The sequence below is a fragment of the Sulfitobacter sp. genome, assembly GCF_036961165.1.
Taxonomy (GTDB): Bacteria; Pseudomonadota; Alphaproteobacteria; order Rhodobacterales; family Rhodobacteraceae; genus Sulfitobacter.
The window spans coordinates 13237-39916 of the sequence record NZ_JBALVJ010000024.1 but is presented as its reverse complement, the minus strand read 5'-3'; the positions used below and the strand labels follow the sequence as shown (position 1 = coordinate 39916).

Genomic DNA, 26680 nt, shown 5'->3' with positions numbered 1-26680 from the left:
CGCAAGGGGACGGGCCAGTTTCTCACTCCCATCACTTGGACATTTGACCTATGGACCTTGTTGCCACCATCCTTGTTGATGGCCTGATCTATGCTGGCTGGCTGTTTATCGTCTCTGTCGGCCTGACGCTTGTTTTTGGCGTTCTGAATATTCTCAACATCGCGCATGGCAGCCTTTATGCGATTGGCGCTTATGCCTCTGCATCACTGGTTGGTGCGTATTTCGGCGCTGGCGGTGACGCCTTTCCGTACGGCAGCTACGTGGCCTTGATCCTGGCCGCCGTACTGGTCGCTGTTGTTCTGGGCCCCCTGCTGGAGCGAGGGCTGTTGCGTTACTTCTATGGCCGTGACGAGGTGTTGAACGTGCTGGTCACCTATGCGGTTTTCCTGATCCTTGAGGATGTGATGAAGCTGGTCTGGGGCGTGAACCCCTATTTCGTTTATGAGCCCTACACACTGCTGGGCACCGTCGAGATGGGATCGCTGTTCTATGTCGGCTATGATTTTGCGGTGATCGCAGCGGCAATTATCGTGGGGCTGGCCGTCTGGCTGACCCTGAACCGCACGCAGATCGGCAAGGTGGTTCTGGCCGTGATCCATGACGCCGAAATCAGCCAGACCATGGGTGTGAACGTCAAACGTATCTATCTGGGTGCCTTTATGGCGGGCGCGTTCCTTGCCGCACTTGGCGGGGCGCTGACCGCTCCGATGATCTCGGTCACACCGGGGCTGGGGGTAAATGTGGTTATTGTCGCCTTTGCGGTAGTGATCATTGGCGGGCTGGGCTCGGTCCCAGGTGCCGCGATTGGCGCATTGATGGTGGGTATTAGCCGCGCGGCGTCGGTGCATTTGCTGCCAGAGGCTGAACTGTTCATCATCTATTTCGTAATGGCCATCGTGCTGGTCTTCCGCCCCGAGGGGCTGTTTGCCAAAACACAGGCGAGGAAAATATGATGCGTTTCTCTGTCTTTACCTATGCCGCTGTTGGCTTTGTCGTGCTGGCAGCAGGCGCGATTGTGCTGCCCGATTGGGCGATGTTCCTGTTTGCTATGGCGCTGGCCAAGGGCCTTGTCTGTCTGGGCATCGTTGGCATGATGCGCGGTGGCGTGGTGTCATTCGGCCAAGGGCTCTACTATTGCCTTGGTGCCTATACCGCGACGCTGGCGGCGAACTTCCTCGGTGTCTCTGACATCTTCCTGCTGACCTTACTCAGTGCGGCGGTCTGTCTGGTGGTGGGGCTGGTCTTTGGACCCCTGCTGTCGAGCTATCGCGGCATTTTCTTTGCCATGCTCTCATTGGCGCTCTCGATGGTTCTTTATGGGTCACTCTCCAAGATGAGCTTTATCGGCGGCACAGATGGCCTTAACATCGGGGCACCAACGTTCCTTGGCTGGGCCCCCGAAGGGCGCCCGCTGCAAACCGCGCTGTATCTTTATGTGGTCACCATCGTCGTGATCTCGGGCGCATTGATGCGGGTCTATTTTGACAGCGAACAAGGGCTGATCACGCTGGCCACCCGCGACAATGAATTGCGGGTCGAATACCTGGGTGCCTCCGTGCGCAATGTTATGGCCTACAACTATGTTTTTGGCGCACTTTTGGGCGGTATCGGCGGCACCATTGCGGTGTTGGCCCTTGGGCATGTGGACCCTGAATTTGCTTTCTGGACCACCTCGGGTGAATTTGTGTTTGTGGCCATTCTGGCGGGCTATCTGTCGGTGCCTGCCGTCTTTGTCGCGGCGATCATACTGGAGCTGGTGCGGTCGTTTTCCAACCTCTACTTTCCCAACACATGGCAGTTGGCGCTGGGTATCTTTTTGCTCATTGTCATCGTCGCCCTCCCCGGTGGCCTTGGGTCATTGGTCAGCCGCCGCAAAGGACAAGACACATGAGCAGCGGCGTTTTAGAAGTACGCGACGTCCAAAAAACCTTTGGTGCGGTAACAGCGGCCAAGGATATTTCAGTGTCGGTGCCGCAAGGCTCGATCTATTCGCTGATCGGCACCAACGGCGCGGGCAAGACCACGTTTGTGAATATGGTCACCGGCTATATCAAGCCCGATGCGGGCACCATCAACTTTGGCGGGCGCAACATTGCGGGCCTGCCACCGCGCCAGATCACGCGGCTGGGCATCCACCGCTCGTTCCAGATTGCGCAGCTGTGCAACGAGCTGACGGTTGAGGAAAACATGCTGGTCGCGGGGGCCATTCACGGACAGACCCGTCCGTCGTTCTTGCGCCGCAGCGATGATGCGCAGGCCCGCGAACGGGCAATGGCCACGCTGGAACGGTTCAACATCGCAGAACACCGCAACCGGCTGATCCCCGAACTGTCGGGCGGCGTGAAAAAACTGCTGGATATCGCGATGGCCATGGCGGGTGAGACGCAGATCATGCTGCTGGACGAACCCACATCGGGCGTTGCGGCGGACGAGAAATTTCCGATCATGGATCTGGTCATCAACGCACTGCGCGACGAAGGGGTGACGGTGATCTTTGTGGAACATGACATGGATATCGTGAACCGCTACTCCGAACGGGTGCTGGCGTTTTACGACGGCCAGATCATTGCCGATGACACGCCCGATGTGGTGCTGTCGGACGCCGAAGTGCAACGCTATGTCACGGGGGCACCAGCATGACATTGAAGCTGGAAAACGTCGAAGTCACCATTCAGGCCGCCCCTATTCTGCGCGGTGTCAGCCTTGAGGTAGCGGCGGGTGAACGCATGGGGCTGGTGGGCCGCAACGGTGCGGGCAAGACGACCGTGATGCGCACCATCACTGGGCTTGCGACGTTGGCAGGCGGCAAAGTGTTCTGGCAAGGCGAAGACATCTCGGTCATGGAACCACGCGACCGAGCGCAGCTGGGCTTTGGTTACATGCCCGAGGACCGCCGCCTGATCCCCGATCTGACGGTTGAGGAAAACATGCTGCTGCCTTCGTGGGTCAATGATGCCATAGACGGACCCAAGGGGCTGGCCTTTGTCTATGACCTGATGCCTGAGCTGACCCAGATGTCGGCGCGCAAGGCGCTGCTGCTGTCGGGGGGGCAGCAAAAAATGGTGGCCTTGGGCCGTGCGCTGATCGCGGGCAAACAATTGCTGCTCCTGGATGAACCATTTGAGGGGGTCGCGCCCGCGCTGGCCATGCGCATCTCGGACGTAATCACATCACTCAAGGGCGAAGGCCTTTCCGTGTTGATCGCGCAATCCGAGCTCAGTCATTCCGTCGATCTGCTGCAACGCGAAAGCGTGATCGAGCGGGGCGAGATCATCAAGGTAAATGTGATTGACCCCAGCCTCAAAGAACAACAAGCCTGACCGCGAGGGACGCAGGTATGAAACCACTCTGTCCACCCTTTTTGGAAACGACACAAAAGGCACTAGGACCGATATGGCGCTCAAAGCAAAGCCACTGCGCGTGCAGCATGCCTATGAACAAGTATCTCGCGAGATCGAGGCGCAAATTCTGACAGGTTCTATGAAACCTGGCGACCAGCTTCCTGGTGAGGTCGAGATGGCGAGCATGTTTGCCGTCAACCGCTCCACCGTGCGTGAAGGGATCAGACGGCTGGAAAGCGAAGGTTTCGTGCGCCGGATATCACCGCGCAAGATGGTGGTCAGCATCCCGCGCATGGCCGAATTGGCGTCGCGCCAGACCCGCGCGCTCAGCATGTTGGAGGTCAGTTTTAGCGAGCTGTGGAATGTGGTGGTCGAAACCGAACCGCTGGCGGCTGAGCTTGCCGCTATCCATGCGGATGAAAAAGATCTGGCAGCCCTGTATGACATTCACGCGGCTTTGGTGGCAGCCGAAGGCGAAGGGCGCGCTTCCGCCGAGATTGATACCGCCTTTCATTCGCGCATTGCCGAGGCGGGCAAGAACCGCGTGCTGCAACTCGCCCGCGAACCGATTGGATTTTTGATCTTTAGCGGAATTGACGCGCTGATCCCCGAACTGCCCCAAGCCATGTCGCGCCAAGTAGTTGCCCACAGTCATGTAATCGAGGCAATCCGCAACCGCGATCCTGCAGGCGCGCGCGACTGGATGCGCCGCCATATCGACGATTTCAAACGCGGATATGTCCTTGCCGGTTTGCCCTTGGATGCGCCAATTGCGGGCGTTGCAAGCAAGCTGGTTGATCTGGGGCACGATCTGTGATGCCGCGTTCAGAACGCGAGGATGCCCATGCCTGACAGCAGTGCCAGTGCTCCGTTGCGGTTCGAGCATCACTACGGTGACTGCGTCGTCTCCTGCTATGCGGAGCGACCGCCAAATGTCTACGGGCTCTTGCGCGATGCCGTTGCCAGCTATCCGGACAATACGGCGCTGATCTGTGATGACACGCGCCTGACCTACGCCGAACTAGACATTGAGGTGCGCAAGGTTGCCCCAGGTCTTGCAGCGCGCGACGTTGGGCGCGGTGACCGAATTGCAATGCTGCTGGGCAATGGCGTGCCCTTTGTGGTTGTCACCTATGCCGCGGCTTTCCTCGGTGCCGTCACGGTGCCGTTGAACACCCGCGACCAGATGCCGGGTATCCGCCATGCATTGCTGAACTCCGAAGCAATGGCGCTGATCGTCGATGCCGAATTCTGCGATCTTGTCCCGCCGCCCGCTGATACGCCAACCCTGACAGCACAGTTTTCTGTGGGCAAGGCTGATGGTTTCGACGCCTATGAAACGCTGTTACAGCACGCATCCGCTGCAAACCCTATGCAGACGCAGGAGGATGCGCCCACGACCATTCTTTACACTTCTGGAACCACAGGCACGCCCAAAGGCGCGATGCTGACCGGCCTCGGGATTGTCCATTCCGCCACAAATTTCATGCAGACCATGGCGCTGGGACCAACAGACAGCACCATCGTTGTGGTCCCGATGAACCATGTGACCGGATTGGTCGCGGGGATACATACGATGGTCCGCTGTGCGGGTTGCATTATCGTAATGCGCACATTTAAGGCGGTGAATTTCCTTGCCTGCGCCGCAGAGCACGGCATGACCTACACGCTTATGGTGCCCGCGATGTATAATCTGTGCCTGCATCAGGCCAAACTCGAAGACTATGACCTGTCCGCATGGCGGGTTGGCGGTTATGGCAGTGCCCCGATGCCCGCCGCTACGATTGAAAGGTTGGGTACAGCCTTGCCCGGTCTTGGCCTGATGAACGCCTATGGTGCCACCGAAACCACGTCCCCCGCCACAATCATGCCCTCCGATCAGACTGCGATACGCCGCCTGTCCGTGGGCCGTCCGGTGCCGGGGGCAGAGATACATGCGATGGATGACGCAGGCCGCGAAGTGCCACGAGGCGAGACAGGAGAGTTGTGGATACGCGGAGCCATGGTTGTGCCGGGGTATTGGCGCAATCCCGAAGCAGACAAGCGTGAATTCGCGGCAGGGTTCTGGAAATCCGGCGACATCGGATCAATCGACACCGAGGGGTTCGTACATGTGCTTGACCGTAAAAAGAACATGGTCAATCGCGGCGGTCACAAGATTTTCACCGCTGAAGTGGAAAGCGTGCTGACAGCCGTGTCAGGCGTGATCGAGGCCGCAGTGGTTGCCAAGCCTTGCCCCATTCTGGGCGAAAGGGTGCATGCGGTGCTCTGTATCGCGCCGGATAGCGTGGCGACGCAAACGCTCAAGGATCACTGCGCCAGCCAGTTGGCCGATTACCAATGCCCCTAAAGCTATACCCTGCGCGATACGCTTTTGCCGCGCAACGCCAATGGCAAGATATTGAAACGACTGATCAAACAAGAGCTTGGCTTTGACAGCGTACCGCCCCCAGCCCCAAAGGAACCCTGAGAGATGAACAGCCAGTTGGAACGCCACGGCATTTCGCAACGTGCACTTGATATCGCGGACAAGGTTGAGGATTTTGTGCGCACACAGGTCGTCCCGTTTGAGGGCGACCCACGCTGCGGGGCGCATGGCCCCTCGGATGATCTTGGCAATGAACTTAAGGCGCTGGCACGGTCCGCCGGTGTGATGACGCCGCATATTCTTGAAGATGGTGGCCACCTGACCCAGCGTGAAACCGCCGCCGTGCTGATCCGCTCTGGCCTGTCGCCGCTGGGGCCTTTGGCCTGTCACACCTGTGCGCCGGACGAAGGGAACATGTTCCTTCTGGGCAAGGTCGCCTCACCCGAGCTCAAGGAACGGTTTCTGCCGCGCATGATCGATGGCACCATGCGGTCCGCGTTTTTCATGACTGAACCCGCCGAAGAAGGCGGCGCAGGATCGGACCCGTCGATGATGATGACCACCTGCAAGATGGATGGCAATCACTGGGTCATCAACGGACGCAAGACCTATATCACCGGTGCCGACGGCGCGGGCATGGGCATCATCATGGCAAAATCCGATGACGGGGCCTGCATCTTCCTAGTCGATCTACCCGATCCCGCGATCCACATCGAAAGGGTATTGGACACGATTGACAGCTCCATGCCCGGTGGCCATTCCGTGATTGCGATCGACAACTTGCGGGTGCCTGCGGACCAGATGCTGGGCGCTTCAGGCGAAGGGTTCAAATACGCGCAGGTTAGGCTGGCCCCTGCGCGGCTGAGCCATTGTATGCGCTGGCTGGGCGCTTGCGTACGAGCCAATGAAATCGCAAGCGACTATGCCAATCGGCGCATGGCATTTGGTAAACCTTTGGTGGATCACGAAGGGGTCGGCTTTATGCTGGCGGAAAACCTGATGGATCTGAAACAGGCCGAGTTAATGACATATTGGTGCGCCGATGTGCTGGACCGTGGGGAGCAAGGCGGCGCGGAAAGTTCAATGACCAAAGTTGCGGTGTCAGAGGCCCTGATGCGAGTGGCGGATCGATGCGTGCAATGCATGGGCGGTCAGGGCGTCACGTCAGACACAATTGTCGAACAGGTGTTTCGCGAAATCCGCGCCTTCCGCATCTATGACGGCCCCACCGAAGTGCACAAATGGAGCCTTGCCAAAAAGATCAAACGCGACTGGAAAACGGAGAACGCGGGGTGAACGCAACCGCCACCAGTGCTGACGAAAATATCGGCGTGATGCCGGTGCGTGCAGGCTTCGGTTTTGACCAAGCTGCCTTAGTCCGTTGGATGACACAGCATGTTGCCGGTTTTGCTGGACCGCTGGAAGTGTTTGAATTTCGCGGCGGTCAATCCAACCCGACCTACAAAGTGGTAACGCCTACCAAGACCTATGTGCTGCGCCGCAAACCACCCGGTGTTCTGGCCAAAGGGGCGCACGCCGTCGACCGCGAAGCGCAGGTGCTGACCGCCCTTGGCAAGTCCGGTTTCCCCGTGGCCCATGTGCACGGCCTGTGTCTGGATAACAGCGTCATCGGTAGTTGGTTCTTTATCATGGACATGGTGGAGGGGCGCATCTTCTGGGACGCAACCTTACCCGATGTGCCCGCTATGGACCGACCCGCCTATTTCGCGGCGATGAACGACACCTTGGCGCAGTTGCACAGAATTGATCCACAAAACGTGGGGTTGGGCGATTTCGGCCGTGGCGGCAATTACTTTGAACGTCAGATCAGCCGCTGGACAAAATCCTATCTGGCTGACACCGACGCGGGCCGTGATGCGGGCATGGACATGCTGATCGACTTCCTGCCCGGTGCCATCCCAGACAGTAATGAAACCGCAATCGTCCACGGGGATTTTCGCTGTGACAACTTAATCTTTCACCCCACCGCACCGCGTATTCTTGCCGTACTGGATTGGGAGCTTTCGACCCTCGGCCATCCCTTGGCTGATTTCACCTACCACGCCATGATGTACCGCATGCCGCCGCAGATCGTCGCCGGTCTGGGTAATGTCGATCCGACCCGCCTGAACATTCCCGATGAAGCCGCCTATGTCGCGCAATATTGTGCCGCGACAGGGCGCAAGGGCATTCCCGACTACGAATTCTACATCACCTTCAATTTTTTCCGCATGGCCGCGATCTTTCACGGGATTAAAGGGCGGGTGATCCGGGGCTCTGCGGCTTCCGCCCAATCGGCGGCGCGGGTCGCGCACTACCCAACACTTGTCAAACTGGCGGTCGACGCCGAGGAGACTTACGCATGACCACTCCTGTCCTACTCGATATCACAGACGGTATCGCAACAATAACCCTGAACCGCCCCGACAAGGGCAATGCGTTGGATTAGCCAATGGCGGATGCGCTGCTGGCGGCCGCCCTGCTTTGTGCCAACGATCCAAAGGTGCGCTGTGTGGTGCTGACAGGGGCGGGCAAGATGTTCTGCGTTGGCGGTGACATCAGCGAATTTGCCTTGAACGGTGATGCGATTGACCCGTTTCTGGCACGGCTGGCGGGCACATTGCACCAAGCGCTCAGCCAGTTTGCGGCCATGAACAAGCCGATGATCGCGCTGGTCAATGGCACTGCCGCAGGGGCGGGTCTCAGCATGGCAATCTCTGGCGATATCGTGCTGGCTGACCCAAACGCCAAATTCACCACCGCCTATCTGGGCATCGGGGTCACGCCAGATGGTGGTATGACATGGCTGTTGCCGCGCCTTGTAGGCATGCGCGCGGCCCAAGAAATGATCCTGACCAACCGCCGTCTGGACGCTGCCGAGGCCGCAAGCATCGGCCTGATCACCCGCGTCGCCACCACCGATGCGCTGATGGAGGAAGGTGCCGCATTGGCCGCCCAACTGGCGCAGGGTGCCGTGGGTGCCATGGGTCAGGCACGCAGGCTCTTGCACGACAGTTTCAGATCCGGTTTCGCCAGCCAGATGGATCGTGAACTGTCGTCGATCACCGCTGCCGGAAACGGGCCGGAAGGGCGCGAAGGCATCGATGCTTTCCTCAGCAAACGAAAACCAGATTTTCAGGGCGGCGCATAAACGCCTTCCTCCCCTCACTCCCACAGGAAATATCCTTATGAGCCTTCTATTTGAACCGCTGACCATCGGCACGCTGGCCTTGTCAAACCGCATCGTCATCGCGCCGATGTGCCAGTATTCGGCCATCGACGGCTCTGCGCAGGACTGGCACTTGATGCACCTTGGCCATCTGGCCATGTCCGGTGCCGGGATAATGATCATTGAGGCCACGGCAGTATCGCCAGAAGGGCGCATCACACCGGGTGATCTGGGGCTGTATTCCGACGATAATGAAGCCGCCCTTGCCCGCATGATGACCGCCATCCGCAGCCAGTCCGACATGCCATTGACCATCCAGATCGCTCATGTGGGCCGCAAAGCGTCCAGCGAGGCACCTTGGGACGGCGGTGGTCAAATCCTGCCGGATGCAGCGCGGGGCTGGAAGGCTGAAGCGCCCTCTGCCTTGCCCCATTCACCGGATGAAGACGCGCCCATGGCGCTGGACGCTACGGGACTGGCGCGGGTCAAAGACGCCTTTATGCAAACGGCCCCGCGCTCGGTCCGCCTTGGGTTTCAGGGCATCGAGGTGCATATGGCGCATGGCTATTTGCTGCACCAGTTCCTGTCGCCCCTGTCCAACCAGCGCAGCGATGGCTATGGCGGCGATCGGGCGGCGCGGATGCGGTTTCCGCTTGAGGTGTTTGACGCGGTTAAAGCCGCGGTGCCTGCCGACCTGCCCGTCTGGGTGCGGGTGTCCGCCACGGATTGGGTGCCTGACGGTTGGGATCTGGACAGCACGCTGGCGCTATCACAATTGCTGAAAACGCGCGGATGTGCGGCAATCCATGTGTCAACAGGCGGTGTCTCGCCCTTGCAGAAAATCCCCGTCGGTCCCGGTTTCCAGGTCCCCTTTGCCGCCAAGATCAAAGCCGAGGTCGGCCTGCCCACCATGGCTGTGGGTCTGATTGCAGAGCCTGAACAGGCCGAGAAAATCCTGCAAGACGGCGACGCGGATATCATCGCGCTGGCCCACACCATGCTTTACGATCCGCGCTGGCCTTGGCATGCTGCTGCGGCCCTTGGTGCTCAGGTTGAGGCCCCTAAACAATACTGGCGCTCGCAACCGCGTGAATTCACCAACCTGTTCAAAGATATGAGCGTCGGACAACGCTAGAAACAGGACCGACTCCCACAACGTCAACTTCCATGTCGTCTTTGCTGTACAAGATCTGTCGCACGCATGATATGACTGCCAAATTCATAGATAGCGAACACATGCCGGAGCGGATCTAAGTGCGACTTGCCGAAAGAAAAATGCCCGCAGCAGAGCAGGCCTATCGTCAGATACGTGCTGCAATCATCAGCGGTGAATTCGAAGAAGGCGCACGCCTGATCGAAGAGCGCCTTTCCAAGGAGTTGGGGCTCAGCCGCACGCCCATCCGCGATGCGATCCGCCGGTTGTCTCTCGAAGGTTTCATCGACCAGCAAGAAGGCTACAGCACCCGTGTTGCAACTTTTCCCGCCGACGAGATGGAGCAGACCTTTCACATCCGCCAGTTTTTGGAATCCTACGCCGCAGAGCGCGCCGCACGCCTGGCCACTCCCGAAGACATCGCCGCGATCCGCGCCTTGAGCGATGAGATCAAACGCCTGACCCCCCCCAAAAACGCCGAGGACTATTTGCTGATTTCCACCGCCAACGAAGCCTTTCACCGCAAGATTGTCGAGGTCTCACGCTCGCCCCGTCTGACCGCCCATATGACGATGGCTTTTGACATAGGCATGGTTGACAGAACCTATCGCCGTTACAGCGAAGAAGAGCTGTTGCGCAGCGCCAAACATCACGTTGAAATCGCCGATGCGATTGCCGCCCATGCGCCCGAATGGGCCCGGACCGCCATGCAAACCCACGTGCGTGCCGCCGAAGTTGCCGCCGCACGTTCGGTCGATGCTGTGGCCAATAATCCCTCATGATGCCCGATGACACAGAGTCCACACGGCCCCGCCGCTCTTTGCTTTTCACACCTGCCAATCGGCCCACGGCGTTTACCAAAGCATTGGCCAGTGGTGCCGATATCGTCTGCCTTGACCTTGAAGACGCCGTGCCGCCGGATCAAAAAGCCGCCGCCCGTGCGCCGGCCATCAACTTTCTGATGCAGTCAGATGCTGACGGCCCACAACATGCGCTTCGCATCAATGCGGTGAACAGCCATGTTGGCCTCGAAGACCTGACGGCTGTTTTACGCGCCGCGCCGCGCCATGGCATGATCCTGCTGCCCAAGGTTTCCGAGGCTGCTGAATTGCACTTGGTCGATACTCTGCTTAGTGAAGTCAGAAGTTCCCTTGAACTTGGTGCCTTGATCGAAACGCTTGACGGTTTGGAAAACGTCGCAGCGATTGCACAAGCCACACCGCGCCTCAAGTTGATGGTGTTTGGGGCCGTGGATTTCAGCGCCGAACTGGGCACCGACAACGCCGACGCGCCGCTGGCTTATGCCCGTGGCAAGGTGATCCATGCGGCGAAACGAGCGGGCATCGACGTGATGGATGTGCCCTCCCTAAACTTCTCCGATCTTGACGGGATCGGGCAAGCCGCGCGGCATGCGCAACACCTTGGCTTCACCGGCAAAGCGGCGATCCACCCGACGGGTGTGGATGAGATAAACACTGCCTTCACCCCAAGCGCCGAGGAAATCGAACAAGCCAAGCGTGTGATCGCCGCCTATGAGGCCTCGCCCAACGGGTTGGCCGTGCTGGACGGACGTCTTGTCGAAGCACCTGTGGTCAAGGCAATGCAGCGCCGTTTGGCTATTGCTGCAAGCCATGCACAAAACGAGGCTGATCCGGATGCGTGACTATCCCAATGACCAAAACCTACAAGACCTTCAGGAGCGGTATCATCTATTCGCCCACATGGACGCCGCGATAATTGACGCTGAACGGGACAAGGCATGCCCCGAAGGTCCGCTGCAAGATCTGGTGGTTGGCCTCAAGGCAAACATTGCATCCATCGGTGCCAACTGGAGTGCCGGACTGCGCCACCGCATTGCGATCACCGCGCAAAGTGATGCACACCTGACCAAACGCCTACGTGATCACGGGGCACGTATTCTCCCCGGATTGAACATGGACGCCGCAGCCTTGGGCGGCGGCACCGACAACCCCGATCTTGGCCGCACCGCCAATCCGCATGCGCCCGATCATTCCGCAGGTGGCAGTTCTGGTGGATCAGCAGCAGCGGTTGCAACCGGCCTGTGCGACGTGGCAATCGGCACCGATACGCTGGGGTCGATCCGCATTCCTGCGTCCTATTGCGGGGTCTTTGGCCTGAAACCTACTTTTGGGCTGATTGGGCGTTCTGGCATCGTGCCCTTGGCGCCCAGTCTGGATACGGTAGGAATATTGACCGCACGGGCAGGTGACGTATGGCCCGTCCTGCAAGCACTGGCGGGACCGGATGGCGGTGACACCGACAGCCAGCCAGCACCAGCGCAATGGGCAAACCAGACGGCGACACCTGATGCACAAGGTTTGCGCATTGGCATCCCCCAACAAGTTTCCACGGTAGAGTGCACGCCCGAAACCCTCGTGGCTTTGGCGTCGGCACGCACGACCTTAGAACAAGCAGGCGCACACGTAGAAACCATAGATATGCCGGAATGGAACCCTGCCAAGCTGCGCCAAAAGGCGTTCCTTATGACCGAAGCCGAAGGGGCTGCGACCTTTGCGGAGGCTCTCGGCACAGCAGGTACATTGCCCCGCACGGTCGAGAGACTGCTGACCTACGGCAGTACTCTCAGTGCGGCGAAGCTGGTCGCGGGGATGGCGGAAATCCGCGCCGCCCGCGTGCAACTTGCCCGCAGCTTTGCTCAGGTCGATGTGCTGCTCATGCCCACAACACCGCAGCGCGCATTTCAAGCAGATGCACCCGCTCCCGCCAATCAGGCAGATTTCACCGCTTTGGCAAACGCAGGTGGTGTGCCTGCTTTGGCCGTGCCGATTGAAGTTGCGGGACAGGCCCTGCCCGCCTCCGTCCAACTGGTTGGCCCAGCGTGGTCGGAACCTAGGCTGATCAGGCTGGCGATGGTGCTGGAAAGCGCCTTTTAAAACACAGCCTCAGGCTTTCCGCGCAAACAAATCGCGATGCAGATCGCGCAGCACGTTCTTTTGGACCTTGCCCATTGTATTGCGCGGCAATGCCTCGGTCACGATAATCTTCTTGGGTTGCTTGAACTTTGCCAGTCGCGTGGAGATGACCTCCGTCAAAGCGACCATATCCGCAGCCGCTCCGGCCACCAAAACAACCACGGCAACCACCCCTTCGCCAAAATCCGGATGCGGTGCGCCGATGACTGCGGATTCTCGCACCCAATGTACGTCATCGATCACCATCTCTACCTCTTTGGGATAGACGTTGTAGCCACCCGAAATGATCAGGTCCTTGCTGCGCCCGACAATGTGAACATAACCTTCGTCGTCAATGCGCCCCAGGTCACCGGTGATCAGAAAACCATCAGCGCGCAGCTCTTCTGCGGTTTTTTCCGGCATCCGCCAGTAGCCTTGAAAGACATTTGAGCCCGCCACCTCGATCATGCCAATATCGCCCTGCGCCACTGCCGCACCCGTAGCCGGATCAGTGATGCGCAGCGTGACACCGGGCAGCGGATGGCCCACCGTGCCTGCCCGCCGTTCACCAGCGACGGGATTAGAGGTATTCATTCCCGTTTCCGTCATACCATAGCGCTCAAGAATGCGGTGACCGCTGCGTTCCTCAAACTGCGCGTGAGTTTCCGCCAGCAGCGGTGCACTGCCCGAAATGAACAGGCGCATGTTGCCAACCACCTCTTTGCCAAACCGCGCATCGTCCAACAGGCGAGTATAGAATGTCGGCACACCCATCATCGTGCTTGCCTGCGGCAAGGCGGCAAGCGCGTTATCGATGTTGAAGGCTGGATGAAAGATCATGCTACTGCCGCTTAGCCATGTGGTGTTAACCGCCACAAACAGGCCATGCGCATGGAACACTGGCAGCGCATGCAGCAGGCGATCGCTTTGGGTAATCTGCCACAGGTCCACCAGAACCTCCGCATTTGACAGCAGGTTGGCGTGGGTCAACATCGCGCCCTTCGACCGACCCGTGGTGCCGGAGGTATAGAGCAAGGCAGCGATGTCATCGGGGCCGCAAGCGACCGCAGTTTCAAGAGGTGCGCAAGCCCGCGCGATGTCGGAAAAACTGCCGCTCCCACTTTTTGACAAGGTCAGCAGCTTAGTGTTGTGACGCGCTGCAATCGGCGCAAATTCGGCTTCGCGGCTGGGGCTGCAGATAAAGGCACCTGCTTCAGCATCACCAAGGAAATAGTCGATCTCCTCCGCCGTATAGCCCGTATTCAAGGGTAGGAAAAGCACACCAGTCATCAGACAAGCGGCATAGATTTCCAACACTTCCACAGACTTTTCCGCCTGAAGCGCAAGCCTGTCCCCCTTTCGTAAACCGCACTGTGCCAAAGCACCCGCCGCACGGTTCACGTTGATCATGAATGCGCCATAAGTTTGCGTTGTCCCGTCAGGGTGGATCACAAAAGGCGCATCACTGCCCAGATGAGGGGCCAACAAGGTATCGAACAATGGGTTCGTCATAGGTCAGGTTTCCTGTGGTCCGTTGGCAAATGTCAGATCGACGGTCATGGCAAGATCGCCTGTCGGGCCGCGCACCCATGTCTGCGTCGTGTCTGCATTGCTGCGGGCCTCGACATGGAAGGGCGTTGGCGCAAACAGCGGGCTGAGAGCGCGGATGCTCATGGATTTTAGCGGCTGATCTAGGTGAAGGCTGCGACCCAACTCACCGGCAAGGGCGGCCATCAACGGGCCATGCACCACAAGACCGGGATAGCCTTCGATGTCGCAGGCATAATCCAGATCATAGTGAATGCGGTGGCTATAAAAGATCAGCGCGGAATAGCGAAACAGCATGATTTGGTCCGGCGTAACGGTAAACCCGTCGGTGGGGTCAAGCGGCGCGGCTTTGCCCTTGTGTGGCTCTGCACCTGCTGCGGGCATATCGCGGTAAACGATGTTTTGCCGCTCGGTCAGCCGGTGTTCGCCCGCCACGGTGAAATCATGATCCACGGTGACAAAACACAATGGCCCGCTGCGCCCTTGCTTCAAAGCCACATCGCGGATGGTCGAGGTTTTGGTGCAGGTTTCTCCAATACGCAGTGGCTTCGTGATATCAACCGTGCCGCCCGCCCACATGCGCCGTGGCAAAGAGATTGGCGGTAGGAAGCGGCCCAGTTTCTCGTGCCCGTCTTCTTTGAGCTCTGACACTGGCACCTGCGGATTGAAGTAAAGGTAGTGCCAGAACGGCGGCAGCTCGGCCCCCTCGCGCATGTCCGCGACACGGTCCAGCGTGACCTGCATGCGCTGTGCGGCCCCTGCATCAAGATGGTCGACCATGACCTCGGTCCGGCCAATCCATTGCTGCAAAACCGCGATATCCAACGTTAGCTCTATTTCGGCCTGCATGCTCATCGACCTTTGAACACAGGTTTGCGTTTTTCTGTAAAGGCGCGTCGGCCTTCGGCGTAGTCTTCGCTGGCAAAACATTGGGCGACAAGCGCGTCGATGTCCGATTTCTGTGGCACTCCATCCGCGCCACCAATGGCCCTAATGGCCGCCTTGGCCGTCATTACGGTCAGCGGTGCATTCCCCGCAATCCGCTGGGCAAGATCATTGACGGTTACGGACAGCGCATCCCGCGCGACAACCTGTGTGACCAGCCCCATCGCAAGCGCCTGATCCGCGGGAAACAGCTCGGCAGCATAGAGGATACGCGCGGCAACCGACGGCCCCGCAAGCTCCACCAGTTTGTGTACCCCGTAGTAGTTATACCCCAAACCCAGCCGCCCGGCGGTGATCCCAAGCCGCGCATCATCGGCACAGATGCGGAAATCACAGGCAACGGCCAACCCCATACCACCGCCAATGCAATAGCCTTTGATCTCGGCGATGGTCGGCTTCGGGAAACTGTAAAGAGCCGCATCGGAAGCTTCGGAGATTGCGTTGTAACGCTGCACGCTGTCCTCGGACGAACGCTGGGTTTCGAATTCCGAGATATCGGCCCCCGAGACGAACGCCTTGTCCCCTGCTCCGCTCAGCACAACAACCCGCACACTGTCATCAACCGCAAGGCCGTCCAACACCGCGTGCAACGCTTCCCACATGTCCAACGACATAGCATTCATCCGCTCGGGCTTGTTAAAGGTGATCCGCGCGAGGGCACCCTCGCGGGTCAGCAGAAGGCGGCCACCTGCGTGGCTTTCCATTTGATCCGACTGCATTTTTATGACCTTTCCACTATCCACGCCACTGCCCGCCACCGTCCAGATCAACAACAGTACCAGACAGATACTGCACAAGCGGCGAGGCTAGCATGACAGCAAGAGCCGCCACTTCATCTGGACTTTTGGGGCGGCCAAAGGGGAAGGCATCGGGGTTCACCAATTCCTCCCAACGGCTTTCGTCGCCCAGCTCTTCGGCGGCGCGGGTGCGGAACATCGTGGTCATCCGGTCGGTCAACGTTGGCGACGGATTGATACCAAAGACCCGTACATTGCTGGCAGGCGTTTCGGCACCCAATGCATTGGTAAAGCCGATCAGCGCGGCATTGCCAGCAGCACCGCAGATATAATTTGGCCTAACCGCGCGCCCGCCCATCCCGATTATATTGATGATGGTGCCAGAACCGCGTGCGGTCATCGCGGTGGCATAAAGCTTGCACAGATGGATATAGCCAAAGACCTTCAGCTCCCACCCGCTGCGCCAGTCCGCCATGCTGAAATCGGCCAAACGCCCCGCCTGAATGGCACCGGCGTTGTTCACCAGAATATCCGACACAGGATAGGCCGCAAACAACGCCTCACGGCCTGCGTCTGTGGACAGATCAGCAACGCAAACATCCGCGGCATCCCCAATCTGCGCCTGTGCCTCTGCCAGTGCAGTGGCCGAACGTGACACCAGCGTGACCCGCGCTCCTTCAAAGGCGAATTGTTTGGCAATTGCCAGCCCAATGCCTTTGGAGGCACCGGTAACAACGACATTTTTCCGCGCAAGTTGAAGATCCATCTGTGGGTCCACCTTTCCTCAAACGTAATATTGTATTTCAAAAAACACGCAGCCTTCGGGGGAGGCAAACGGCCCGTGCGGCGTGCCCGGTGGTCGACAGGCATAGCTGGGCGCGTGAAAATCGTCACCCCCTACATTCAGATGTCCGTCGATCAGATAAACCTCTTCCCAATAGTCGTGCACGAAGACATCATTTGCCACCGTGCCCGCGCGAAAACGGATCAGCCGCGTGCGCACGCCGACCTGTGCAGGCTCGTCCAAAGCACCTGATAACATCTTTTGCTCGACGCCTTCGGCACCTCCCGGGACTTGTTCCCATCCGCTGTCCAGATCGACAGGGCCAAAGGGAACGGGTGGTTTCAGGCTATGAATATCAGTCATGGGTTTGACCTTTCTGAAGAGGATGAGAGACGTTGCGCAAAGCGGCGGTTAAATCATCCAGCGTCGTTTGAACTGTTAGATCGTTGATGCAATGTTCAAGCTGGGTTGCATGCGCCTTCGCGATGCCAACGCTGGCAAGATTGCTGTGGAATTTTTGCGACAGGGCGGCAGCATCCAGCGGGTGTTCGGGATCACCGGGGGCATTGTCAGCAGCGGCTTTATGCAGCGTGCCGTCTTGCGCTGTGATGGCAAGGGCCGCGCCCATTTTGCGGGGAAAGGCGGCGGTCAGGTCCGGCGCTTCGATGATATGGGTTTTGCAGCGCAGGGCAGCGACCCGAGGATCGGCAAGTACCTGCTGCGAGGTATCCCGCGTCCCCAGGTTGCCCTGCGTCAGCGCAACCGCAACGCAGTGCTGCAAACTGAACCGCGCGTCATGTGGCGTTTGCGGATCGGGCTGATCGCAGAACTCAATCGCGGCGGCGTAAGTGGTAATTTCAATGCGGGCGATCTGATCAATCTCTAGCTTCTCCCGCAGGTCTATCGCCAAACCCATCGCTGGATGAACATGGCGGCAGGCAGGCCAAGGCTTAAAACTGACGTCGTGGATCAGCCAATCGCGCTCCACCCCGTGCAACACGTCATCTTGACTCGCATTTGGATAATAGCTGGCGAAAAACCCCAAGGTTCCGTCAAGGATACGGCGCGCACCGCGCACCCCATGCTGCGCCAGCACGGCAGCAGTGACGCCCGCGCGGGCCGCATGGGCCGTAGCAACCGGTTTGCTGTCGGTAGGTTCCAACCGGCATTGCCACAGGCCCGACGCCATCATCCCGGCCTGCCCCAAAGCATCACGCTTGACCAGATTACTGGCTCCCGCTGCATGGGCCGCTGCCATCGCCGCACCAAACACGCCGCAGATCGCTGAATTATACCACGCGGCATAGCCTGCTGATGCGGCCGCTTGTCCAATCCGCAACGCAACCTCATAGCCAAGGACGATTCCCTCGGCCAATTGCCGCCCCGATGCATGAGAGAGCTGTGCCGATGCCAGTGCGGCGGGGATCACCACGTCGCCTGCGTGCATAATTGAGGCGCGGTGCAGGTCGTCCATTTCCAGCAAGGTGCCCAGCGATCCGTTGACAAAGGTGGCTTGATCCGCAGGCAAATCGCCAACTGCAAAAGCGGTGCATGGCCCCGTCGGCGCAGATCCGTGCCCCGCTAGCGCCTGTGTTGCCTGCCGGATTTCAATGGCACCATCCTCATTAATCGCCGCCAGCGAGATGCCACACCAATCCAGCAACAAGCGCTGCGCTTGGTCCGTGGCGGCAACATCGATGGGGCGGGCACAAAGTGAAATGAGACTTTCTGACAGGCTTGGTGCCTCCTGCCCGCCAAGAGGAAAGGACGGCCCAACCGTCACATCTGATTCAGCATGAGCCTTTGGTTGCATTCTATATTCCGTCCATTTGTTGGGATTCTCGATACATCAATGTCGGGGGGCTGTCTAACTATGTATACGAAAATTGAAGCGTCGCGTGAAGTGATGAAAATTAGTCCATACGCATTTTTTAGATATAATACTTTTTAATCAAGTTGTTGAGTACAAATGGTATATAAATTTGCGCAAATACCCAGTTTTCCTTTGACCATTCACTTTATTCTCTTCCTTTTTTTGTGCACGAAACTATGGTCAAGAGGGCCGGTACAGCGTGATGTGCGCAGCGTGGTCGGCTGAGTGATGAAGGATCAAGACCCGCGCACAAAGATCACGGCACCAAGGCCTGCGCTGTGCAGTGCCCGACTGCTTTTTGAGACATATGCAGACGCAAAAGCGCGTTTGTGATAAAGCGGCCGGACGTGCCGCAAGAACAAACAGGGTGGATCATCATGAACCAAATGGAATTCAATCGCCGTCAGCTGATGACGCTTATGGGATCAGCTGCTCTGGCCGCAGGTCTGCCGCGTAGCCTTGCGGCACAGACAAATGCGCTCAAATTCTGGGCACCAGGCATCGCCCGTGTGGGCGAGCAGGACTGGAGCACGATGGCCAACCAAGCCGGTATCGACATTGCTGCCATCGCCAAAAGTGCGCGCGCGGACGAGTCGATCCAGAAGATGGTCGTCGGCGACGGCAACGCGCTTTATGACGCGATGACAGACAATGGTGGCGGCATGGAAGACGCGCTGGCCAGCCAAGGCGCGATTGCTGAACTGGACGTCTCGCGCATCCCGAACTGGGCCAACGTGGAAGATCGCTACCTCGAAGGCGGAGCCGCGGCGGATACGATCCGCTATGAAGGCAAGGTTGTCGCGATCCCCTATATCTCCAACGCCGACGCGCTCGCGTTCAACTATGACGAGATCGGCGAAGAGCTGAACTCGTGGGAGGTTCTGTTTGACGAACAGTTCAAAGGCCGCGCCGCCTTGCAAAATGATTTTGGTCCGACCCTGACCAACACGGCCATTTACCTCAAGCAGTCGGGCAAGCAGGACATCGAGAACCCCTCCGACATGTCCGAGGCTGAGGTCAAAGGCGTCTGTCAGTTCCTGATCGAGCACAAGAAAAAGGGCCAGTTCCGCACCTTCTGGGACGGGTTCCAGAACGGCGTTGACTTGCTGGCCTCAGAAGAAGTGCTGGTCATGTCCACGTGGGAACCAATCCAGATTGTCGCCGGTCGCAAAAGCGAAAAAGACATTCGCTATGGCACCATGAAAGAGGGCCATCAGGCGTGGAACAACATCGTTATGCTGACCAAAGGCGGCATGGAACGCGGCATGGACGAGGCGTTCTACAAGTTGGCCGATGTCTATCTGTCCACATGGTTCGGCGCACGTACACTGGCCGGTCTGGGCTTTACCCCCCAGATGAAAGGTGTGGTTGAATACGTTGAAGGCAACACGGATGACTTTGACGAAACCGCCCGCGCCCAGATCATCCAACGTCTGGCCCGCAAGCAAGAACGACTGGCCGTGCCCGGCAACTCTTGGCAGAACGTCTTTCCGACCAATATCCGCGCCTATCAGGACTGGTGGGCCCGTGTTCAGGCGGCATAAACGCTAATGCAGCCCAAGGGTGCATCAAAAAACAGCGGCGGGATAATCCCCGCCGCAATATATAAACCTAGTCTGATGGAGCGTTCCTCGGGCTGGGTTTTCTATGTGCCGATTGTGTTCATGATCCTGTTTTTTGCCATCCCGATGGCGCTGACGGTTGTGTTCAGCTTTTTCGAGCGAACGATGTTCTGGATGGAGCCGGGGTTCAGCCTCAAGGCCTACGAGAACTTCTTTTTCTCTGCACGGCTCAAGAATTTTCTGTCGTCTATGTATTACTCGCTGATTGCTGTGGTGATCTGCTTTGTGCTGGGCTTTCCTATTGCGGTCTTTTTGCGCCGATCTGTGCCGCAGGTCGCACAGCACCGCGTTATCCTTTTGTTTATCCTTCCCTTTATGGTCTCCGAGATCATCCGCATCTTTGCCTTGCGCCCCGTGCTTCAACGCAACGGATTGATCAATACCGCGCTGGAAAACCTTGGCATTATAGACGAGCCGCTGACATTCCTGATCTATTCGCATACCGGCGTGATCATCGGCGAGGTGTTGTCGTTCCTGCCCTTCATCGTCTTTGCAGGTTTCCTCGCGATGGAGGCAGTGCCCAAATATATCTTTGAGGTTTGCGACGACATCGGTGCAGGCCCCTTTGCCCGTTTCCGCGATGTGATCCTGCCGCTTGCTGCACCGGGCATCTTTGCGGGCAGCGTGTTCATCTTTGTGAACGGTATTGGTGTGGCGCTGCTGCCCAACATCCTTGGTGGTCCGGGTGCCGTGAACGCCGGTCTGATCGCGACACAGGCGATTGCTGCCCTCGACTTCCCACTCGCCATGGCAATCAGTGCGATCATGATGCTGACGTTGATGGGACTGCTTTATATTGGCCACAGGATTTTCGATCTGACAAAAATTCTGGCACCAATCAACTGAGGGGCGGCTAATGAACGACTATGACAATATCTGGGGCCACCGTGCCAAATGGGCCTATCTGCTGCTGATCGTTTTTGTGCTGATGAGTCCGGTGTTCTATGTGATGTATATCTCGTTCAATCTGAACGGGTTTGGCGCGGCAAGCTATATCTTTACGTGGAAATGGTACGGGATGATCTTCTCTGACCAACTGCTGATGCAGGCCTTGCGCTGGACGATGACGCTGGCGGTGATGACGATGATTGTAACTGTGCCTTTCGCACTGATGTCGGCCAAGCTCTATAAAACGTCAGAAAAGAAGCTGCTGATCGTCTTTTTGATGCTGGCACCGCTGTTTGTGGCACCCGACATTCTGGGCTCCGCCTTGCTGGTATTTTTCAAAAATGTGAATGGCAGCTTCAAATCACTGGGCGTCCTGTTGGGCACCGATATGTTTGACGCTTGGTTCCGGCTCAGCTTTCTGACTGCGTGGATCGGGTTGGTGATCTATACGATCCCTTACGCGTTCATCGTGATCCTGATCACCATGGGCCGGTATCGCACCGAACAAACCGAAGCGGCCCGCGACTGCGGGGCAAGCGGCTGGCGCGCGTTTTGGGACATTGAATTCCCGCAAATCAGGGCAGGGGTGTTCAGTGCATGTTCCTTTACACTCATCCTCTGCTTTAACGAATATACCCGCACCAGCCTGCTCAAGGGCGGCTTTGACACTTTCACCACCGTGCTGGTCAGCCAGATGCTGAACGAGGGCATGTCAGAACAATCTTACGCCATGTCCAGCTTTATGAGCTTCGTCGCCATCGTCTTTATCGGTGGCATCATTCTTTACACTCTGGTCCGATCCGAGGCGCTGGCGCGCGTGGCTCGGGCCAAGGCAGAACCGGTCATGTCCACATGAACGCTTTGGGAAATACCAATATGACAGCCACCAAACCCGCAGCGGTCGAAGTGCGCGGCCTTGCCAAACATTACGGCAGCGTTGTTGCCCTGCAAGATGTGAACATCAAGATCGAGGCGGGCGAGTATTTTGTCCTACTGGGGCCCAGTGGCGGCGGCAAGACCACCTTGCTGCGCACGATTGGCGGGTTTCACAAGCCAACCAAAGGCGCGGTTTTGCTGCATGGCCAAGACGTCAGCCACCTGCCGCCAGACAAGCGACCAACGTCAATGGTGTTTCAATCCTACGCGCTGTTTCCCCATATGAATGTCCTGCAAAACGTGGGCTACGGACTTAAGGTCGCGGGCCTGTCCAAGCGCGACAACCTGGAGAAAAGTGCGGCCGCCCTTGAGCTGGTCGGGCTGACAGGCTTCGAGAGCCGCAAGCCGCATGAGTTGTCGGGTGGTCAGCAACAGCGCGTGCAGCTGGCCCGCGCGATGGTGCTAGAGCGGGACATTCTGCTGCTGGACGAACCGCTTGCCGCGCTGGACGCGCAATTGCGCAAAGACATGTGTCTTGAGTTAAAGCACCTACAGGAAAAGGTCGGCATCACCTTTATCCACGTCACCCACAACCAAGAAGAAGCGATGACCGTCGCAGATCGCATCGCCTTGATCGCCTCGGGTGAATTGGTCGAACATGGCAATGCCCGTGACATCTACCGCGCGCCGGACCGGACGTTCACTGCCTCCTTTGTTGGTGAAAACAACATGATGTCGGGTGCCGTGACAGAAGTGTCTGTGGACAAGGTTACCGTCCAGATCAACGGTACAGATGTGCAGGTGAACCGCCGCGGCAAAACAGTCAGCACCGGTGATAAAGTGTCCCTGTCGATCCGCTCCGAACTGACGCGCATGACACTCGACCCCAGCGATGCGCAGGCGCAGCCCGGTCACGCCGTCACGGGCAGCTACCGCGAAGCTGTCTATCTGGGGCTGACGACGTCGCATCTGGTTGATGTGGGGGTTGGGCACGACCTTGTCTGCCGCGTCGTGGATGACCTTGATGTTATCCCGCAAAAGGATCAGCCTGTAACGCTCTACTGGCGTGCCGGTGATCTGCGCCTGCATACGCAATAACGCACAGCAAGGAACGATATCATGTGGCCTAATCCTCGTGTGCCCTATCAAATGGCGTCGCAGCGGCACAAACTTGTCCCGCTCAAAGGCAAACCCCTGATGGTTCATCTGGCGATGAATATTGAATACTGGCCTTTTGACCGCCCCATGCCCCGCGGTATTATTCCCGCCCCGCATGGTGCCACCCCTGCCCCACCCGATGTGCCAAATTATTCATGGGTCGAATACGGGATGCGTGTGGGCATGCCACGGATCATGAAAATGACGCAGGACCGCGATTTGCCAGTCTCTGCCTTTATGAACGCACAGGTGGCTGATGTGTATCCATCTCTGTCCCAAGCCGTGGTGGATGCCAACTGGGAGTTGGTCGGCCATGGCTGGTTCCAGCAATCGCTGAAACAGGTCGAGGATGAGGGCGCGGTGATCCGTCAAAGCCTTGACCGGTTGGAGAAAGCCAGCGGCAAACGCACCCGCGCATGGTTGGGGCCAGGTTTGGGCGAAAGCAATGATACGCCTGATATCCTCAAGGCCGAAGGGCTCGATTTTCTACACGACTGGGTGCTGGACGACCTGCCCGTCTGGATGCGCACGAAACACGGGCCAATGGTTGGCCTGCCCTATACGTTCGAACTGAACGACGTACCGATCTATGCCATCCAGCAAAGCACCAGCGCCGAGATGCTGACGCGACTCAAGGCGACCTTGGCCGTGTTCGAGCGCGAGTTGGACCAGAACCCGCGTGTCCTGACGCTGGCGCTGCACCCCCACATCATTGGCGTGCCACATATCGCCCATTACTTTGAACAGGCGTTGGATTTGCTGATGAAACGCGACGATACTGTCTTTGTCACCTCCAGCACGCTGGGCGATTGGTTCATTGAGGCCGACGGCACAAATGGTGCCGAAGTGGCGCAGTACAACGTAGGGTTCCCGACGTGAGCGCGCCGCAAGCCTCGGCCGCCCTCGCCGGATTGCGCGTGCTTGACCTGACCCGCGTGCGGGCGGGGCCGCATTGCTGCCGCGTGCTGGCGGATTTCGGGGCCAACGTTGTGAAAATCGACGCCCCCGAAGGGATGGATACAAACGCCGGTGTCAGCGGCAGCCGTGATGGTTATGACATGCTGAACCTGCACCGCAACAAACGATCGATGCTGCTCAACCTGAAAAATGCCGATGGACGTGCCTTGTTTCTGGACATGGTGAAACAGGCCGATGTGGTAGTCGAAAACTTCCGCCCCAGTGTGAAAACGCGGCTGGGTCTGGATTACGAAGCCTTGCGTGCCGTGAACCCGCGCATCATCCTCGCCTCCATCTCGGGCTTTGGCCAAGACGGTCCCTATGAGAACAAGGCAGGCTTTGACCAGATTGCCCAAGGCATGGGCGGCCTGATGGGCACCACCGGTTTCGAGGACGGGCCACCAACCCGCGCAGGCACCGCCGTGGCAGATCTGTCAGCGGGGCTGTATGCGGCAACAGGCATTCTGGTGGCGATCACGGAACGCACCCAATCCGGCCAAGGGCAGTGGGTGCAAACATCATTGCTGCAAGCGCAGATCGCCTTGATGGATTTTCAGGCCGCCCGCTATCTGGTGGACGGCGAGGTGGCGGGACGCGCGGGCAACGATCACCCCACGGTCACGCCGATGGGAGTTGTGGCCACCAGCGACGGGCACATCAATCTGGGCGTGGGCGGAGACGGGCAATGGCGCGCGTTGTGCGAGGCCCTTGGCGCGCCTGACTGGGGCAACAACCCAGTCTATGCTACAATGGGTGATCGCACCACAAACCGCGCCGAAATCTGGGGATTTTTGCGCCCGATTTTCGCGACAAAAACCACCACCGAATGGATTGATCTGTTGGATGGTTGCGGTGTACCCGCAGGCCCGATCTATACGATGGAAGAAGTGTTCGACGACCCGCAGGTCCAGCATCTGGGCATGGCGCAATCGGTGGAACATCCGGTGCGCGGCAATGTCCGCTTGGTAGCACAACCCATTGATCTGTCTCGGACACCTGCATCAATCGTCTCAGCAACACCCGATGCAGGAGAACACACGGACGAGATTCTGAACGAATTCGGGATCAGCGCCGACCGCATCGCATCCCTGCGCAGTAATGGCGCAATTTAAGTTTAACAGGACAAAGAATGAACAGCATGGACATGGACAGCATTTCGATTCCGGCATCAGAAGGTTGGATCGACATCCGCGATGCAGTGGCAAAGCTGTGCGAGGATTTTCCAAACGACTACTGGCTGAAGCTGGACAAGTCGGACACCTATCCAGCCGAATTTGTCGAGGCACTGACGCAGTCGGGTTTTCTCGGAGCCCTGATCCCCGAAGAATTCGGTGGTTCCGGCCTTCCGCTAAGTGCGGCTGGTGCTGTGCTGGAAACCATTCACGAACGCGGCTGCAACGCCGCCGCCTGTCATGCGCAGATGTACACGATGGGCACGGTGCTGAAATACGGTTCAGACGCGCAAAAGCAGCACTATCTGCCGGACATCGCCAGCGGGGCCGTGCGCTTGCAAGCATTTGGCGTGACAGAGCCGACAACCGGCAGCGACACAACACAGCTCAAGACCAAAGCAGAGCGCACACCAAGCGGCAGCTACATTGTGAACGGTCAAAAGGTTTGGACCAGCCGCGCGTATCAGTCCGATCTGATGCTACTCTTGGCCCGCACGACCCCTGCCGCAGATGTGCAAAAACGCTCCGATGGCATATCAGTATTCCTGTTGGATATGCGCGAGGCTTTGGGCAAAGGACTGCAGCTACGCAAGATCGACGCGATGATCAATCACAACAGCTGCGAAGTGTTCTTTGACAACCTTGAAATCCCCGGCGACACGCTGGTGGGCGAAGAAGGCAATGGCTTTCGTTACATCGTCGACAGCATGAACGCCGAACGCATCCTGATTGCATATGAGTGCATTGGCGACGCAAAGTTCTTTATCCGCAAGGCCGTGGAATATGCCAAGGACCGCACTGTGTTTGGCAATCCGATCGGGTCAAATCAGGGCATCCAGTTCCCCATTGCACAGGCCTATGCCGCTGCCCAAGCTGCGGAACTGATGGTCAAAAAAGCCGCCGCGATGTTTGATGCCGGCCACAAAGCCGCGGCTGAGGCTAACATGGCCAAGATGCTTGCCGCAGATGCTTCGTGGCAGGCCGCTGAGATGTGCATGCAGGTTTACGGCGGCTTTGCCTTTGCCCGCGAATACGGGATTGAACGCAAATGGCGTGAGGCGCGGCTGTACCAGACCGCCCCTATATCCAAAAACATGATCCTTGGATATTTGGGCCAGCATGTCCTTGGCCTACCGCGCAGCTATTAAGCGTAGGG

The 26680-nt window shown here is 58.2% G+C and carries 26 protein-coding genes; 20 read left to right on the top strand and 6 right to left on the bottom strand.

Annotated elements, in window-relative coordinates; genetic code table 11:
* The first annotated feature begins 50 nt into the window (after positions 1–50).
* The 13 genes from V7730_RS11930 to V7730_RS11870 all read left to right on the top strand — a co-directional run bounded on the left by V7730_RS11930 (position 51) and on the right by V7730_RS11870 (position 12946).
* A complete protein-coding gene (locus V7730_RS11930; protein WP_335747818.1) occupies positions 51–953 on the top strand; it encodes a branched-chain amino acid ABC transporter permease in 903 nt (300 codons plus the stop codon).
* Positions 950–1891, top strand: a complete 942-nt coding sequence (locus tag V7730_RS11925) for a branched-chain amino acid ABC transporter permease (RefSeq protein ID WP_335747817.1) — start codon at positions 950–952, stop codon at positions 1889–1891. The genes V7730_RS11930 and V7730_RS11925 overlap by 4 nt, the downstream gene beginning before the upstream one ends.
* On the top strand, positions 1888–2640 hold the full coding sequence (locus V7730_RS11920; protein ID WP_335747816.1) for an ABC transporter ATP-binding protein: 753 nt from the start codon (positions 1888–1890) through the stop codon (positions 2638–2640). The genes V7730_RS11925 and V7730_RS11920 overlap by 4 nt, the downstream gene beginning before the upstream one ends.
* Positions 2637–3320 (top strand): ABC transporter ATP-binding protein, encoded by a 684-nt coding sequence (locus tag V7730_RS11915; RefSeq protein ID WP_335747815.1) that lies wholly within the window; start codon positions 2637–2639, stop codon positions 3318–3320. Before V7730_RS11920 ends, V7730_RS11915 begins: the two co-directional genes overlap by 4 nt.
* Complete coding sequence (locus V7730_RS11910) at positions 3289–4158, top strand: FadR/GntR family transcriptional regulator (RefSeq protein WP_335747814.1); 870 nt, start codon at positions 3289–3291, stop codon at positions 4156–4158. The genes V7730_RS11915 and V7730_RS11910 overlap by 32 nt, the downstream gene beginning before the upstream one ends.
* A gap of 27 nt (positions 4159–4185) precedes the next feature.
* Positions 4186–5691, top strand: coding sequence for a class I adenylate-forming enzyme family protein (locus V7730_RS11905; protein WP_335747813.1), 1506 nt, complete (start codon positions 4186–4188; stop codon positions 5689–5691).
* A gap of 123 nt (positions 5692–5814) precedes the next feature.
* The gene (locus tag V7730_RS11900) at positions 5815–7005 is read left to right on the top strand and encodes an acyl-CoA dehydrogenase family protein (RefSeq protein ID WP_335747812.1); all 1191 of its coding nucleotides are present in this window, start codon (positions 5815–5817) and stop codon (positions 7003–7005) included.
* The gene (locus V7730_RS11895) at positions 7002–8075 is read left to right on the top strand and encodes a phosphotransferase (RefSeq protein ID WP_335747811.1); all 1074 of its coding nucleotides are present in this window, start codon (positions 7002–7004) and stop codon (positions 8073–8075) included. Before V7730_RS11900 ends, V7730_RS11895 begins: the two co-directional genes overlap by 4 nt.
* An 86-nt stretch (positions 8076–8161) precedes the next feature.
* Positions 8162–8860, top strand: a complete 699-nt coding sequence (locus V7730_RS11890) for an enoyl-CoA hydratase/isomerase family protein (RefSeq protein WP_335747810.1) — start codon at positions 8162–8164, stop codon at positions 8858–8860.
* A 37-nt stretch (positions 8861–8897) separates the two neighbouring features.
* Positions 8898–10013 (top strand): NADH:flavin oxidoreductase/NADH oxidase, encoded by a 1116-nt coding sequence (locus V7730_RS11885; RefSeq protein WP_335747809.1) that lies wholly within the window; start codon positions 8898–8900, stop codon positions 10011–10013.
* 119 nt (positions 10014–10132) lie between these two features.
* Positions 10133–10813 carry a GntR family transcriptional regulator gene (locus tag V7730_RS11880; RefSeq protein WP_335747808.1) on the top strand — a complete coding sequence of 227 codons (681 nt, stop codon included), beginning with the start codon at positions 10133–10135 and terminating at the stop codon, positions 10811–10813.
* A complete protein-coding gene (locus V7730_RS11875; RefSeq protein ID WP_335747807.1) occupies positions 10810–11694 on the top strand; it encodes an HpcH/HpaI aldolase/citrate lyase family protein in 885 nt (294 codons plus the stop codon). Before V7730_RS11880 ends, V7730_RS11875 begins: the two co-directional genes overlap by 4 nt.
* Positions 11687–12946: an amidase gene (locus V7730_RS11870; protein WP_335747806.1), complete on the top strand. Its 1260-nt coding sequence runs from the start codon at positions 11687–11689 to the stop codon at positions 12944–12946. The genes V7730_RS11875 and V7730_RS11870 overlap by 8 nt, the downstream gene beginning before the upstream one ends.
* A gap of 9 nt (positions 12947–12955) precedes the next feature.
* On the opposite strand, the gene V7730_RS11865 is transcribed toward V7730_RS11870, so the two are convergent.
* The 6 genes from V7730_RS11865 to V7730_RS11840 are packed head-to-tail and all read right to left on the bottom strand — an operon-like array spanning position 12956 to position 18791.
* Positions 12956–14476, bottom strand: a complete 1521-nt coding sequence (locus V7730_RS11865; protein ID WP_335747805.1) for a malonate--CoA ligase — start codon at positions 14474–14476, stop codon at positions 12956–12958.
* A 3-nt stretch (positions 14477–14479) separates the two neighbouring features.
* A complete protein-coding gene (locus tag V7730_RS11860) occupies positions 14480–15361 on the bottom strand; it encodes an FAS1-like dehydratase domain-containing protein (RefSeq protein ID WP_335747804.1) in 882 nt (293 codons plus the stop codon).
* 2 nt (positions 15362–15363) lie between these two features.
* Entirely contained in the window at positions 15364–16176 is an 813-nt protein-coding gene (locus V7730_RS11855; RefSeq protein ID WP_335747803.1) for an enoyl-CoA hydratase, read from the bottom strand.
* 16 nt (positions 16177–16192) lie between these two features.
* Positions 16193–16960 (bottom strand): short-chain dehydrogenase/reductase, encoded by a 768-nt coding sequence (locus V7730_RS11850; RefSeq protein WP_335747802.1) that lies wholly within the window; start codon positions 16958–16960, stop codon positions 16193–16195.
* A gap of 18 nt (positions 16961–16978) precedes the next feature.
* A complete protein-coding gene (locus V7730_RS11845; protein WP_335747801.1) occupies positions 16979–17341 on the bottom strand; it encodes a cupin domain-containing protein in 363 nt (120 codons plus the stop codon).
* The gene (locus tag V7730_RS11840) at positions 17334–18791 is read right to left on the bottom strand and encodes an MmgE/PrpD family protein (RefSeq protein WP_335747800.1); all 1458 of its coding nucleotides are present in this window, start codon (positions 18789–18791) and stop codon (positions 17334–17336) included. Before V7730_RS11840 ends, V7730_RS11845 begins: the two co-directional genes overlap by 8 nt.
* A gap of 437 nt (positions 18792–19228) precedes the next feature.
* On the opposite strand from V7730_RS11840, the gene V7730_RS11835 reads away from it, so the two are divergent.
* The 7 genes from V7730_RS11835 to V7730_RS11805 all read left to right on the top strand — a co-directional run bounded on the left by V7730_RS11835 (position 19229) and on the right by V7730_RS11805 (position 26672).
* Positions 19229–20395 (top strand): ABC transporter substrate-binding protein, encoded by a 1167-nt coding sequence (locus V7730_RS11835; protein WP_335747799.1) that lies wholly within the window; start codon positions 19229–19231, stop codon positions 20393–20395.
* 75 nt (positions 20396–20470) lie between these two features.
* The gene (locus V7730_RS11830; protein ID WP_335747798.1) at positions 20471–21319 is read left to right on the top strand and encodes an ABC transporter permease; all 849 of its coding nucleotides are present in this window, start codon (positions 20471–20473) and stop codon (positions 21317–21319) included.
* A gap of 10 nt (positions 21320–21329) precedes the next feature.
* Positions 21330–22217, top strand: coding sequence for an ABC transporter permease (locus V7730_RS11825; protein ID WP_335747797.1), 888 nt, complete (start codon positions 21330–21332; stop codon positions 22215–22217).
* Between the two features lie 20 nt (positions 22218–22237).
* Entirely contained in the window at positions 22238–23335 is a 1098-nt protein-coding gene (locus V7730_RS11820; protein ID WP_335747796.1) for an ABC transporter ATP-binding protein, read from the top strand.
* 21 nt (positions 23336–23356) lie between these two features.
* Positions 23357–24274, top strand: coding sequence for a polysaccharide deacetylase family protein (locus V7730_RS11815; RefSeq protein WP_335747795.1), 918 nt, complete (start codon positions 23357–23359; stop codon positions 24272–24274).
* Positions 24271–25464: a CaiB/BaiF CoA transferase family protein gene (locus V7730_RS11810; protein ID WP_335747794.1), complete on the top strand. Its 1194-nt coding sequence runs from the start codon at positions 24271–24273 to the stop codon at positions 25462–25464. Before V7730_RS11815 ends, V7730_RS11810 begins: the two co-directional genes overlap by 4 nt.
* 17 nt (positions 25465–25481) lie before the next feature.
* Positions 25482–26672 carry an acyl-CoA dehydrogenase family protein gene (locus tag V7730_RS11805; RefSeq protein ID WP_335747793.1) on the top strand — a complete coding sequence of 397 codons (1191 nt, stop codon included), beginning with the start codon at positions 25482–25484 and terminating at the stop codon, positions 26670–26672.
* Positions 26673–26680 lie beyond the last annotated feature (8 nt).